The organism is Sphaerisporangium sp. NPDC049003, assembly GCF_043197795.1.
Lineage (GTDB): Bacteria > Actinomycetota > Actinomycetes > Streptosporangiales > Streptosporangiaceae > Sphaerisporangium.
Window position 1 is genome coordinate 99,878 of record NZ_JBICTU010000026.1, and the last position, 12,283, is coordinate 112,160.

A 12,283-nucleotide genomic window follows, 5' to 3' on the forward strand; every position below is an offset into this window, starting at 1 on the left:
GCCCGTGCGCAGCGTCCGGAAGGGACTCGTTCCGGCGGTCGCCGGGCTGGCCGTCGCCATGTTCGTGGCGTCTCAGGGGAGCGCCGTGGCCGAGCCGCGTCCCACCGTCGCGCAGGCCAAGGCCAGGCTTGAGAAGCTCCAGGACCAGGCCGACGCGATGGTGGAGCGCTATAACACCGTCGCCGAGCGCTACAAGGCCGCCAAGAAGAAGTACGGCCTGCTCGACGCGGAGCTGAACCGCGAGCGGAGCAAGGTCGACTCGCTCCGGGAGGACGTCGTCTCGACCGCCTCGAACATGTACCAGTACGGCGGCATGCTCAGCGTGCCGGGCGTCATCTCGCAGGACGACCCGGCCGGCCTGCTGTCCGGGCTGGCCGTGGCCGACCAGGTGACGGCGGGGCAGGCCCGCACCCTTGAGGCGTTCGACGCCGCCACGCGCGGGCTGCGCACGCGGCGCGCCAAGGCCAAGACCGCCTACGACGACATGTCCACGATCCTGGCCGACGTCGGCAAGGAGAAGAAGAAGGTCGAGGCGCTCGTCGGCGAGCAGGAACGACTGCTGCGGCGGCTCAACCAGTTCAACGCGGGCGACCCCGGCAGCCGGGGCATCAAGTACGACGGCCCGGCGTCCGGCAGCGCCAAGGTGGCCCTGCAGTTCGCCTACGCCCAGGTGGGCAAGCCGTACCGCTGGGGCGCCACCGGGCCGGGTTCGTACGACTGCTCGGGCTTCGCCCAGGCGTCCTGGGCCAGGGCCGGGGTCGAACTGCCCCGCACCACCTACCAGCAGTGGGCGTGGGGCGCCTCCCGGCGGGTGTCGCTGAACGCCCTTCAGGCCGGTGACCTGCTGTTCAGCAACGGGCTCGGCCACATGGGCATCTACGCGGGCAACGGCAAGATGGTGCACGCCCCCCGCACCGGCGACGTGGTCAAGGTGGTGGCGCTTGACGCCTACTGGCGCGGCCGCCTGGCAGGCGCCGTGCGCCCCTAGGCCCGCCCGACGTCTCGCCCGCGGCGCAGCGCCGTGTGAAGTACTCAGTGGAGGTACGGTACGCGTACTCAGGCGGCGGGCCGGGCCTCGGGGGAGCATCTAGGCATGACGAAGCCCCTGCAGCCCGCGATGAGCGGCGCCTACTACGCGCAGTGCGTCATCTCCTTCGGTATCGCCCTCGCCGGCACCGCGATCGGCATCGCCTACCTGCCCGTCGACGCCTGGATCCGCGCGTTCCTGTCGGTCGCCGTGCTGTACACGGTGACCTCGGCCTTCGTGCTCGCCAAATGTGTGCGCGACCGGCAGGAGGTGGGCAACATCACCAGCCGCGTCGACCAGGCGCGCCTCGACAAGCTTCTCGCCGAGCACGACCCCTACAAGGTGGACACCATCTGAGGTCGACGGCCCTTTGAAGCGGCCCTTTGAACGGCCGCTGAGGCGGTCGTCGAGCCGATCGTCGAGGCGGCCGGCCTCTAGGTCTCGTCGAGGCCGCGTTCGATCGCGTAGCGGACCAGCTCGACGCGGTTGTGGAGCTGCAGCTTGTTGAGCGTGTTCTGCACGTGGTTCTGCACGGTGCGGTGCGAGAGCACCAGCCGCTCGGCGATCTGCTTGTACGAGAGCCCCTTGGCGACCAGGCGCAGCACCTCGGTCTCGCGGTCGGTCAGGCGCGGGCCGTCGTCGGCGGGCGTCTGGACGGCCAGGCGACGGTACTCGCCGAGCACGAGCCCCGCGAGGCCGGGCGTGAACACCGGCTCGCCCTCGGCCGTGCGCCGCACGGCGTCGAGGAACTCCTCCCTGCCGGCCGACTTGACCAGGTAGCCCGAGGCGCCCGCCTTGACCGCCTCAAGCACGTCCTCCTGCTCCCCGCTCGCCGACAGCACCAGGACGCGAGGCGGGTGCTCGCAGGCCGCGAGCCCCCTTGCCACCTCGACCCCGGGCAGGTCGGGAAGCCTCAGGTCGAGGATCACCACGTCGGGCCGTACGGCGGCGGCGACGCGGAGGGCCTGGCGGCCCTCGCCCGTGGTCGCGACCACGTCGTACCGCGCCTCGCCGAGGTCGCGGGCGACGGCGTCCCGCCACATCGGGTGGTCGTCCACCACCATCACCCGCAGTGCGTTCACAACGGCCACTGTAGGTCGGCCGCGGCCTGAGCGGGAGCCGGGACGGTCAGCTCGACCTCGGTGCCTTGGCCGGGGACGGAGACGAAGCCGGCCGTGCCGCCGAGACCGGCGACGCGGCCCCGGATCGACTGCGCGACGCCGAGCCTGCCCTCGGCCTCCGCCTCCGCGAGCCGTCCGGCGGGGATGCCGGGGCCGTCGTCGCGGACGGTCACGGTCACCGACTCGGCGTCCCCCTCGGCGAACACCCAGGCCCGGGTGCCCTCCTCGCAGTGCCGGCGCACGTTGTCGAGCGCCGCGCCCACGGCCGCGGCCAGGTCGCGCGCCCGCTCCGCCCGCAGGAGAAGGGGCGTCGCGGGCGTGGACACGGTCACCGTGGCCGAGCCGTACCGGCGTAGCAGAGCGCCGACGTCGACGAGCCCCGCGTCCTTGTACCCCGCCGCGACCGGCTCGCTGCGGATCATCTCGCGCAGGGCCGCCTCCTGCTCCCCGGCGAGGCGTCCCAGCTCGGCGGCCTCCCCGCCGATCTCCAGCCCGCGACGCTGCACCATGGCCAGCACCTGCAGGACGGAGTCGTGGATGCCCCGGGCGAGGCGCTCGCGCTCGCGGCCGGCGGCCTCCATCTCGACCGCCCGCTGGAGCCGTTCCTCGGCCTGTTTGGTGAGCCGGGCGACGTGGCCGACCACGGCTCCGGCGAGGACCAGCAGCACGGCCCCGTTGACGTGGACCGACAGGTCGAATCCGCGCAGGCCTCGCAGCCACAGGTCGCCCATCGACAGCACGACCGCCGCCACGACCCCCGCGCGGCGCCCGCCGTACACGGCCCAGGCGAGCACCGGGGCGCCGATCCAGGTGGCGGTGACCGGCATGACCCCGGCAGGGCCCGCGTCCGCGCCCTGCACGTACGGCGAGGCGAGCAGGCATCCCATGGTGACGAGCATGTCGATCATCAGCAGCGACCTGCCGCGGGCGATCGAGTAGGCGAACGTCGTGGCCGCGGTCCACAGGGCCATGACGCCCATGACGAGCCATCCGAGGACGGGCCGCTGGTAGCCTCCGGCCCCCGCGAGCAACAGCGCCGCGTACGCGAGCGAGGCGATGCGGTAGACGGAGATGGCTCGCCAGAAGGAGCTTGCTATCTCCATGCATCCCCATCATGGTCGTCGGCGCGTATCGCGCTGAGCCAACTGTAGGCATATGAGGAGCCGCCGGCGCCGGCTTCGCCTAGCCTTGGATGCCTGCGCAGCAGGTCACACGCCCGCGACGCGGCTTGCTTTCTGGGGAGAAGCGAGCGTTCTTGGAGAAAAGAGGTCATATCGCGGCTACGCTCGATTCATGGTCAGGCAGCAGACAGCGGTAGTACCGGTAGACCCAGAAAACCCTGGCACCTGCCTATGCGGGCATCCAGCCGACTACGTGATCGAGACGAGCTGGTTCTCCGGCAGGCGTTCCCGGGACCCGGTGTGCGAGCCGCACGTCGATGAGGTGGTCAGGGGCATCGCCAAGAAGAACGCGGCGCGGAACGGCGGCGCCTAGATCCCGATGACTCCGGGGGTGCGAGGCGGTCACCCGCGTTCACCCGAGGAGGCGTAACAGGGCGGTGGTCGTCACGGCCACCGCCACGACTACCAGGAAAGGCGCGCGGAACAGCAGCGCGATCACGGCCGCGCCGAGCCCGGCGGCGCGAGCGTCCAGGGCGATGTGGTGGCCCGTCGTGAACGTCTGGGTGGCGATGAGGGCGCTCAACAGGCCCACGGGGAGCAGCGCGGCGATCCGGCGCGTGCGGTCGTCCCGCAGGACCCGCTCCGGCACGGACAGCCCGGCGAGCTTGAAGAGGTAGCAGCCCACGCTCGCGGCGATCACGGCATACCAGATCATGAGGCCTCCTCCACAGAATCCGGAGCGTTCTCCGGGGCGGGCCGCGGTCCGGTCGCCTTCGAGGGCAGGAGCAGCGCGAGCACCCCCACCACCAGCGCGGCCAGCAGCACGGGGACGCCCGCCGGCAGCACCGGCGCGGCGAGAAGCGCGGTGGCGGCGGCGAGCAGGGCCGCGACCCAGGGACGGCCGGCGCGCATGCGCGGCGCCAGCAGGGCGAGGAACGCGGCGGGCGCGGCGACGTCCATGCCGAGCACCTCGGGATCGGGCAGGACCTGGGCACCGAGCGCGCCGAGCAGGTTGCCGAGGCTCCAAAGGGCGTAGATGCCGACGCCGGTCGCCCAGAACCCGAGCCGCCCCGCTCGCTCGGTATCGCGGCCGACGGCCATCGCGGTGCTCTCGTCGATGACGAGTTGCGCGGCCAGGGCCTTGCGGGCGCCCCTGACGTTCAGCAGCGAGGCGAGCCGCAGGCCGTACAGCGCGTTGCGGCTGCCCAGCAGTACGGCGACGGCGGCACCGGCGAGGGGGTTGCCACCGGAGCCGATCACCCCGGCGATCGCGAACTGTGACGCGCCCGTGAACATCAGCAGCGACAGGGCGAGCGTCTGAAGGATGGTCAGCCCCGCGGCCGTGCAGATCGCGCCGCAGGACACGGCGTACGCCCCGCTGGTCAGGGCGATCCCGGCCGCGTCGCGGAGCACCGACGCGCGCGCGGCCGGCCACTCGGGGGCGGCCGGTGCCGGGTGGCCGGGAGGATCGCTGGAAGGCCGTGCGGAACGCGGGACCTTCGGATCGTTGCTTTTCCGCTCCCACGGGCCGTCGGCGTGCTCAGGGCCGGCGGGGCGCAGGACGACACGCTTGCCGGTGAAGGTCGGTTTATCGCTGAACGTCACGGAAGAGTGCGTACCACCGACGTGTCTGCCTGGGCAAACGGAATAACCGGAGTACGGCGCGGCGGGACTCGGCGGCCCTCGGACGTTTGAGATCCGTGGGAGGGAAAGTAGGGGGGGCGAGGAGCGAAGGAGGCATTTCCATGACCATAGCCGGAAGCATCTTCCTGATCATGCTCGGCGCCATCCTGACGTGGGCCGTCGAGTTCGACCTCGCGGGCGTCGACATCAACGTCGTCGGCGTGATTCTCATGCTCGGTGGTATCGCCGGACTGCTGTTCGGCATCTGGCGCCTGACCACCGTGCGACGGACCGCCGTCAGCCGCACGACTCCCGTGAGCCCGGTCAGCCCTGTCAGTCCTGTCAGCCCGGTCGACGGCACGCGAACCCAGGTGTACGAGGAGCGGCGTTACGACGACCCGATTGTCTGACCCTGGAGTCCCCGTGGGACGGCGGCGTAGGTGGGGTCCCCGGGAACCGGATGTGTCACGAAAAGTCATGACAGGTTCTTGGGGATGGACGGGCTGTTCAAAGGTTTCGCCGCTCGCGTAGGAAGACGGCGGGGGCGGGGAACGTCATCGAGCGTCTTCGCCGTACCACCACGCGGCCGGCAGCGGTTCTTCGAGGAGGAAGAGGCCATGCCTGGAAAGCAGGAGCTCCCGTCGACCATCGAGCGCTCCCCGAAAAAGGCACAAGCAACATGGATAAAAGCGCATGATTCAGCCGTGGAGACGTATGGGGAGGGCGAAAGGGCCCACCGCACCGCGTTCGCCGCGCTGAAGCATTCGTTCGAGAAGGTCGGCGACCACTGGGAGCCGAAGGCCCACAAGGGCCCGTCCGATGCCCAGGCCGCGCGTGGCACGCCGGCACGGGGCGAGACCGCTGAGGGCGTCGACGCCAACGCCAGCAAGGAACACCTGTACAAGGTGGCCGCCCGGCTCGGCGTAGAAGGCCGGTCGAAGATGAACAAGGGCGAGCTCGTCGAGGCCATCAAGAAGGCGAACCGCAGGTTCACCGCGAAAGCCAGATGACCCGACAGCGAATTCGGCGGCGTTCACATCGGCCGGTCCGGCTCAAGCCGGGCCGGCCTTCTCGTTCTCGCCCTCCGGATGGCTCCTAAGGGCGCGCCGGTGAACGAAAACCCGTTAGAGCCCTTCCTGCGGGGGTAGCGGGGTGCCATGGCAAAGGAGGACACGATGGCGGATATTACGGGCCGGGCGCAGGACGCGCTGACCGAGGCGAAGAAGAGCACGGGCGACCTCGCGGTCAAAGCCGGTGACAAGGCCGGGGTTCTGGCTTCCAAAGCCGGTGACAAGGCCGGAGAGCTGGCTTCCAAGGCGGGCGACAGAGCGGGGGACCTGGCCGCGAGGGCCGGTGACAAGGCCGGCGACCTCGCGGCCAAGGCGAGCGACAAGGCCGGTGACCTGGCTGGACTGGCCGGGAGCAAGGCGACCGAGTTGGCGGGCAAGGCGGGCGACCTCGCCGAGAAGGCCCGCTCCACCATGCCCGACGAGGTGAAGGACGCGGCCGACAAGGTCGTCACCCAGGCGAAGAACCGCCCGTGGGTCACCGCCGCGGTGGCCGCCGGCCTCCTCGTTCTCTGGCGGGTGCTGCGGAGGAAGAAGTAGTCGTGAAGAAGCTTGCCTACAGGTCGGTGGGCGCGCTGTCCGGTATGGCCGGCGGCTTCATCTCGGGCCTGATCTTCAAGCAGGTCTGGAAGCTGGCGGCGGGCAAGAGCGACGCCCCCGAGGCCACGTCCAAGAAGTACGGCTGGGGTGAGGTCCTGATCGCCGCCGCGGTCCAGGGCGCGATCTTCGGTGTCGTGAAGGCCGCCATCGACCGCGCGAGCGCGGAAGGCATCCAGAACGCCACAGGAGAATGGCCGGGAAAGTGACCCCATCCGGCCGGACGGCCCCCAGCACGGCCTAGAAGTCCCAGCAGGGCCTGGAGATCCGGGAATGGCGTGGATATCCAGGCAGAGCTCAGAAGTCCCCGGGAGGGCTCGGAAGTCCGGGAAAGCTCAGAGGCCTCCCGGGAGGGTTGAGAAGATCTGGGAAAGCGAGAGGGCGACGGAATCGATTCCGTCGCCCTCCGGCATGTGAGGCGTTCCCCCGCCCGTTTCCCGTGACCCGGTCTTCCCGGCCGGTCCTTCTGACCGGCTGTCCGCGGCTGTCCGCGGCTGTCCGCGGCTGTCAGCGGCGGGCGGCCAGGACGGCCAGAGCCGCCGCGGCGGCGCCGCCCACGCCGGCGGCGACCAGGTTGCGGTGCTGCGACAACCACACCTGGACGCTGCGGTCCTTGGCACGCTGGTCGAAGCTCCCGTGGGCGCCGTAGTCGCGGTGCTCGTCCGCGGGCTCCCACAGGTTCGCCACACCGCTCGGCTTGTCGTCGGTCTGCTGGGAGTCGACGCCCGTCTTGCCGAGGTAGCGGTCGATCAGCCCGGCGGCGAACTTCTCACCGATGATCGTCGCCGCGGTGCTGCCGCCCACCCAGTACTCCCGGCGGGACGGATGCTCGGCGGCGTACACGATCGCCCGCGCGGCGACCTCCGGCTGGAAGATCGGCGGCACGGGCTGGGGGTGGCGGCGCAGCCGCGAGAGCACCCAGTCGAACTGCGGGGTGTTCACCGCGGGCAGCTGCACCATGGTGATCTTCACGTCGCTGCCGCCGTTGAGCAGCTCCGTACGGACCGACTCGGTGAACCCCTTCATGGCGTGCTTGGCGCCGCAGTAGGCCGCCTGGAGCGGGATGCCGCGGTAGGCCAGGGCGGAACCGGTCTGCACGATGACGCCACGGTTCCTCGGACGCATCCGGAGCAGCGCGGCCCGGGTGCCCCACACGTACCCGAGGTAGGTGACCTTGGTGGTGCGCTCGTACTCCGCCGGTTCGATCTCCGTGAACGGCGCGAACACCGAGGCGAACGCCACGTTGATCCACACGTCGATGGGGCCGAGCTCTTTCTCGACGCTGTCGGCCGCGGCGTCCACCTGCTCGTGGTCGGCCATGTCCGCGGGGAAGACCTTGGCGGTGCCGCCCTCGCCTCCCACCTCGGCGGCGGCGGTCGCGAGGCCGGTCTCCCCCCGCGCGATGAGGGCGACCTTCGCGCCCTTTTCTCCGAGTATCCGCACCACAGCGCGGCCGACGCCACCGCTGGCGCCGGTCACGACGACGACCTTCCCGCTTAACACGTTCTCCCCTTTCAGCCGGCGGACCATGCGATCCGCTGCTTCAGCCGGTGGACCGCGGTCCACCGCCGAGACGGCGCTGGCGCCGTACGGCCAGCACGACGTCCACGACGGCGATCACGGCGACCACGGCGAGGACCACGACGATCAACGTGGCCTTGGCGACCAGCGCCAGCACTCCGAGTGCCACCGCGAGGAACAGGACGAACGACCCCAGGCGTAGGTGAATGACGTCCCGGGGAGTTCCCGTCACCATGGGCTTACCGGTCGAAGACCGCTGTTCCGGCGTTTCGTTCATTGCCGGTCCCCCTTTCGGCTGGACGTCTCCCATACCCGACAGATCCGACGTCATGTGCGCTCCGGCCGGTTGACGACCTGAGCCGATCGATGGAACACGTCCTCTTCCTCCTGCTGGTGGACACCGTTCCCTCCCAGCTACCGTTCAGGAGCCCGTCCAAACCCCTGCCTTCTCGGGGAACGCCTTTCGGGAACGCCGTCCCGGCGGACGGGGACGGAGTCTCAGCGAACGAGGACGGAGTCTCAGCGGACGGGGACGGAGAGGACCTCGCGGCCGGCCGCCACGACGTCCTCCACGGTCACCGACCGGGGATCGGCGCCGCGCGCGAGGGCCCGGTGCCACGGCCTGTCCGCGGGCGGCCCCCACCGGGCGGGCGATTCGGGGCCGAACACCACCACCGACGGGGTGCCGTACGCCGTCGCGAGCTGCGCCATCCCGATGTCCGCGCTGACCACCAGGCCCGCCCCCGCTACCACGCCGGCCAGCTCTTTCAGGGATGTACGGCCGGCCAGCACGCTGCGCGGCGCCAGCTTCGCCTGGGACGCGACCAGCAGGGCCATGGGGCGCTCACGCCGGCTTCCGGTCACGACCACCCTCAGGCCCTCGGCGACCATGGCCCTCGCCACCGCGGCGAAGCGCTCGGGCGGCCAGCGCCTCGCCGCCTCCCTGGCCCCCGGATGGATCACCACGGCTCCGGGCGCCGGGTTGTGGCAGAGCGGGACGGGAAGGGCCAGGTCGGCGGGGTCGGCGCGCGAGCCGTACCAGGTGACGAGCCGGCACCAGCGCGTCACCTCGTGCTCGTGCTCGTGCCAGCCCGGCCCCTTCAGCCGGGGCACGGCCGGGTTGGCGAAGGCCCACAGCCGCCGAGGCCGCAGGTCCATCATCAGGCGATGGCTTCTCGGCCCGCGCCCGTGCATGTTCACCGCCAGGTCCGGCCGCCGGCCGTTCCACGTGAGCTCGTCCAGACCACGCATGGGCAGCAGGCCCTCGACGGCGCCGGTGAGAAGGGCGAGATCGTTCAGCTCCGGCGGCGCGGCGAGGACGACGTTCAGGCCGCCACGGCGCAGCGCCCGCAGGGCCGGTACGGCCGTGAGCAGCTCGCCTATGCCGTGCGCCCGCAGCACCAGGGCGACGCTCATGGTCCAGAGCCCCCCGGGACGCAACCGGGGTTCACGACGCCTTCCTTCCGACAGGGATACGTCCGCGCGCCTCCAGGACCTCCTCGTAGACGGCGCAGGTCTCGGCGGCGATCCGGGGCCAGTCGTACCGCGCGCGGGCACGCTCGGCGCCCGCCGTCCCGTACGCCGCGCGCCGGTCGTGGTCGTGGAGCAGCGTGTTGAGGGCCGTGGCGAGGGACCTCGGGTCGCGCGGCGGGACCAGCGTGCCGGTCAGGCCGTCGACCACGGTCTCGCACTGGCCGCCGACGGAGGAGGCGATCACGGGGAGCCCGCAGGCCATGGCCTCCAGCGTGACCATGCCGAACGGCTCGTACCAGGGGACGCAGACGGCCAGGTCGGCGGAGCGCATGAGGGCCGGGACGCTCTCGTGGGAGACACGGCCGACGAAGCGGACCCGGCCGGCGACCCCGGCCTCGGAGGCGATACGGCGAAGCCGCGTGACCTCGGGGTCATGGTCCAGTTCGCGGGCGGGCGGCCCTCCCGCGACGATCAGCTCGGCTCCGGGGACCAGGCGCATGGCCTCGATGACGGTGTCGACGCCCTTGCGGGGCACCAGCCGACCGATGGACAGCACGCGCGGGCCGCGCGGGCGCGGCGCGGCGGGCCCGTACGGCCCGAACTCCCCGCAGTCGACGCCGCAGGGTACGACCTGGACCGAGCGGCGGGGGACGTCCAGCCGGATCAGCTCCTCGGCCTCGTCACCGCACGTGGCGATGACCCGGTCGACGCCCCGGGCGACGACGATCTCCGCCTTCAGTCGCTCGCGCGGGCTGGAGTCGTCCGTGCCCTGGTGGCGCCGCTTCACCACGCCGAGGGCGTGGAAGGTGTGGACCACGGGGATCCCGGGATCGCGGGCGGCGGCCAGGGCCGCGAGGCCGCTCATCCAGAAGTGGCTGTGGACGACGTCCGGGGGCTGGAACATCCAGCGCTGCCGAAGCCAGTGCCCGAAGTCGGGGACCCACGGCAGGATCGCGTCCTTGGGGATCCTTTCCGGCGGACCCGCGGGGACGTGGACCACCGACACGCCGGGGCCGAACGCCACCTCTTCGGCGATCTCGGTGCTCTCCCTGCGGGTGTAGACGGTCACGTCGTGACCCCTGGCGGCCACGCTCCGGGCGAGGGCCGCGACGTGGACGTTCTGGCCGCCGGAGTCCACGCCTCCGGCGAGGGCGAGGGGACTCGCGTGCTCGGACACCATTGCTACCTTCACCGGATCTCCTCCAGGTTGGCCGATCCCTGCTGGCTTCCTGGCTCGGGGGCATCGAGCTCAGGGAGGGGGCGCCCGAAATCGGGCTGGTCGATGCCTGATGGCGTGTGGAGCATGCGCTGGCCACCCGGCGCGGCACGGATCACGAACTTCCGCGTGGATCAGAACCTCGGCGCGGATCGGAACCTTGGGGGATCAGAACCTCGGGGATCAGACTTCGGCACGGATCGACTTCGGTCACAGATCACGAGCAAGGGTGGACCATACGGAGGGCGGCCGCGGTCGCGAGGTGCACGGGGGGCAGGGTGCACGGTGGCGACGTCGGCGCCGGCGTCGTACTCACTTCTTGTCAACGCGCTGTTCTATCCTGAGAACGACCCATCAAACCTCCCCGGTTTCGCGGCCGGTACGTCGGGCAGGGCGAGACCTGTACTCGATCGGAGGGGGGTAGACGATGTCCCACGAGGCTCAGCACGACGTCGCCTCGCATCACGACGCTCCGCACTACGACGCTCCTCACTACGTCGCCGCCCGCGTGCAGCGGGCGCTCGCGGAGGACGAGCGCACCTACGAGCTCGGGATACGCGTCGACATCCGCGGTGACCAGCTTTTCCTGGGCGGCCAGGTGGAGTCGCACGAACGCCGGCTCCTCGTCGCGGCGGTGGCCGGTGACACCGCGCCCGGCCTGAAGATCCACAACGAGGTCACCGTGGTCGAGGTGAGGGAACCGGGAGAGGAGGAGACCCTGTGAAGATCAGAGTCGCTGCCGTCGGCGACGTCCACCTGGGTGAGGACATCCGGGGGAGGTACCGCCGCAGGCTGGACGGCATCGAGGAGCGGGCCGACGTGCTGCTGATCGCGGGCGACCTGACCCGTCACGGCACCCCCGAGGAGGGCAGGGTCGTGGCCGACGAGTTCCGCGACCTGCCGGTTCCCGTGGTCGCCGTGCTCGGCAACCACGACTACCAGTCCGACGCCGAGGACGAGATCGTCGATCTGCTCCGAGACGCCGGGATACGCGTCCTGCAGGACGACTCCACGGTGATCGAGTGCGGCGACGTACGTCTCGGCGTGGCGGGCGGCAAGGGCTTCGGCGGCGGGTTCGCGGGCAAGTGCGCGAGCGAGTTCGGTGAGCCGCAGATGAAGGCGTTCGTCCGGCACACCAGGGAGATCGCCGAGCTCTGGCACAAGGCGCTCAAGGGCCTGGACACCGACCACAAGGTGGTGCTCAGCCACTACTCGCCGGTCAAGGACACCCTCGCGGGAGAGCCGCTGGAGATCTATCCCTTCCTCGGCAGCTACCTGCTCGCCGAGGCGGTCGACGCCGAGGGCGCCGACCTCTTCATCCACGGGCACGCGCACGCCGGTGTCGAGAAGGGCGTGACGCCCGGTGGAGTCCGCGTCCGCAACGTGGCGCTGCCCGTGCTCAGCAGGGCGTACGCCGTCTACTGCCTTGGCGGTGAGGACCCCGAGATCTGCTGACCCGCCCTGACACGCCCGCCGACGTCTTTCCGCCCCGCCCAGGATCTCTCCTCGGCGGGGCG

At 71.1% G+C, this 12,283-nt stretch carries 16 protein-coding genes; 8 read left to right on the top strand and 8 right to left on the bottom strand.

Going from position 1 to position 12,283, the window contains the following annotated elements:
* Positions 1–4 precede the first annotated feature (4 nt).
* Positions 5–988: a C40 family peptidase gene (locus ACGFIV_RS27210; protein ID WP_358548616.1), complete on the top strand. Its 984-nt coding sequence runs from the start codon at positions 5–7 to the stop codon at positions 986–988.
* A gap of 105 nt (positions 989–1,093) precedes the next feature.
* Positions 1,094–1,384, top strand: a complete 291-nt coding sequence (locus ACGFIV_RS27215; RefSeq protein WP_358548619.1) for a YiaA/YiaB family inner membrane protein — start codon at positions 1,094–1,096, stop codon at positions 1,382–1,384.
* Positions 1,385–1,461: 77 nt separating this feature from the next.
* Here ACGFIV_RS27215 and ACGFIV_RS27220 read toward each other — a convergent pair whose 3' ends face one another.
* The 4 genes from ACGFIV_RS27220 to ACGFIV_RS27235 form a co-directional block, all read right to left on the bottom strand.
* The gene (locus ACGFIV_RS27220; RefSeq protein ID WP_358548639.1) at positions 1,462–2,091 is read right to left on the bottom strand and encodes a response regulator transcription factor; all 630 of its coding nucleotides are present in this window, start codon (positions 2,089–2,091) and stop codon (positions 1,462–1,464) included.
* Positions 2,092–2,105: 14 nt separating this feature from the next.
* Positions 2,106–3,251, bottom strand: coding sequence for a MacS family sensor histidine kinase (gene macS / locus ACGFIV_RS27225; protein ID WP_358548622.1), 1,146 nt, complete (start codon positions 3,249–3,251; stop codon positions 2,106–2,108).
* A 430-nt stretch (positions 3,252–3,681) separates the two neighbouring features.
* On the bottom strand, positions 3,682–3,984 hold the full coding sequence (locus tag ACGFIV_RS27230) for an AzlD domain-containing protein (protein ID WP_358548625.1): 303 nt from the start codon (positions 3,982–3,984) through the stop codon (positions 3,682–3,684).
* Positions 3,981–4,874 (bottom strand): AzlC family ABC transporter permease, encoded by an 894-nt coding sequence (locus ACGFIV_RS27235; RefSeq protein ID WP_358548628.1) that lies wholly within the window; start codon positions 4,872–4,874, stop codon positions 3,981–3,983. Before ACGFIV_RS27235 ends, ACGFIV_RS27230 begins: the two co-directional genes overlap by 4 nt.
* Before the next feature lie 140 nt (positions 4,875–5,014).
* Here ACGFIV_RS27235 and ACGFIV_RS27240 point away from each other — a divergent pair, with 140 nt between their 5' ends.
* From ACGFIV_RS27240 to ACGFIV_RS27255, 4 genes are all read left to right on the top strand, one after another.
* Positions 5,015–5,302: a DUF6458 family protein gene (locus tag ACGFIV_RS27240; RefSeq protein WP_358548630.1), complete on the top strand. Its 288-nt coding sequence runs from the start codon at positions 5,015–5,017 to the stop codon at positions 5,300–5,302.
* 207 nt (positions 5,303–5,509) lie between these two features.
* Positions 5,510–5,902 carry a ChaB family protein gene (locus ACGFIV_RS27245; protein WP_358548642.1) on the top strand — a complete coding sequence of 131 codons (393 nt, stop codon included), beginning with the start codon at positions 5,510–5,512 and terminating at the stop codon, positions 5,900–5,902.
* A 165-nt stretch (positions 5,903–6,067) separates the two neighbouring features.
* The gene (locus ACGFIV_RS27250) at positions 6,068–6,499 is read left to right on the top strand and encodes a hypothetical protein (protein WP_358548632.1); all 432 of its coding nucleotides are present in this window, start codon (positions 6,068–6,070) and stop codon (positions 6,497–6,499) included.
* Between the two features lie 2 nt (positions 6,500–6,501).
* Entirely contained in the window at positions 6,502–6,765 is a 264-nt protein-coding gene (locus ACGFIV_RS27255) for a DUF4235 domain-containing protein (protein ID WP_358548635.1), read from the top strand.
* A 298-nt stretch (positions 6,766–7,063) separates the two neighbouring features.
* Here ACGFIV_RS27255 and ACGFIV_RS27260 read toward each other — a convergent pair whose 3' ends face one another.
* The 4 genes from ACGFIV_RS27260 to ACGFIV_RS27275 form a co-directional block, all read right to left on the bottom strand.
* Entirely contained in the window at positions 7,064–8,086 is a 1,023-nt protein-coding gene (locus ACGFIV_RS27260) for an SDR family oxidoreductase (protein ID WP_392838099.1), read from the bottom strand.
* A 13-nt stretch (positions 8,087–8,099) separates the two neighbouring features.
* Complete coding sequence (locus ACGFIV_RS27265; protein ID WP_358553460.1) at positions 8,100–8,354, bottom strand: hypothetical protein; 255 nt, start codon at positions 8,352–8,354, stop codon at positions 8,100–8,102.
* A 242-nt stretch (positions 8,355–8,596) separates the two neighbouring features.
* Complete coding sequence (locus ACGFIV_RS27270; protein WP_358553458.1) at positions 8,597–9,493, bottom strand: glycosyltransferase family 9 protein; 897 nt, start codon at positions 9,491–9,493, stop codon at positions 8,597–8,599.
* 31 nt (positions 9,494–9,524) lie between these two features.
* Positions 9,525–10,742, bottom strand: coding sequence for a glycosyltransferase (locus ACGFIV_RS27275; RefSeq protein WP_358553456.1), 1,218 nt, complete (start codon positions 10,740–10,742; stop codon positions 9,525–9,527).
* 451 nt (positions 10,743–11,193) lie between these two features.
* Here ACGFIV_RS27275 and ACGFIV_RS27280 point away from each other — a divergent pair, with 451 nt between their 5' ends.
* Positions 11,194–11,490 (top strand): BON domain-containing protein, encoded by a 297-nt coding sequence (locus tag ACGFIV_RS27280; RefSeq protein ID WP_358553454.1) that lies wholly within the window; start codon positions 11,194–11,196, stop codon positions 11,488–11,490.
* Positions 11,487–12,221 carry a metallophosphoesterase gene (locus ACGFIV_RS27285; protein ID WP_358553452.1) on the top strand — a complete coding sequence of 245 codons (735 nt, stop codon included), beginning with the start codon at positions 11,487–11,489 and terminating at the stop codon, positions 12,219–12,221. Before ACGFIV_RS27280 ends, ACGFIV_RS27285 begins: the two co-directional genes overlap by 4 nt.
* Positions 12,222–12,283: the final 62 nt, after the last annotated feature.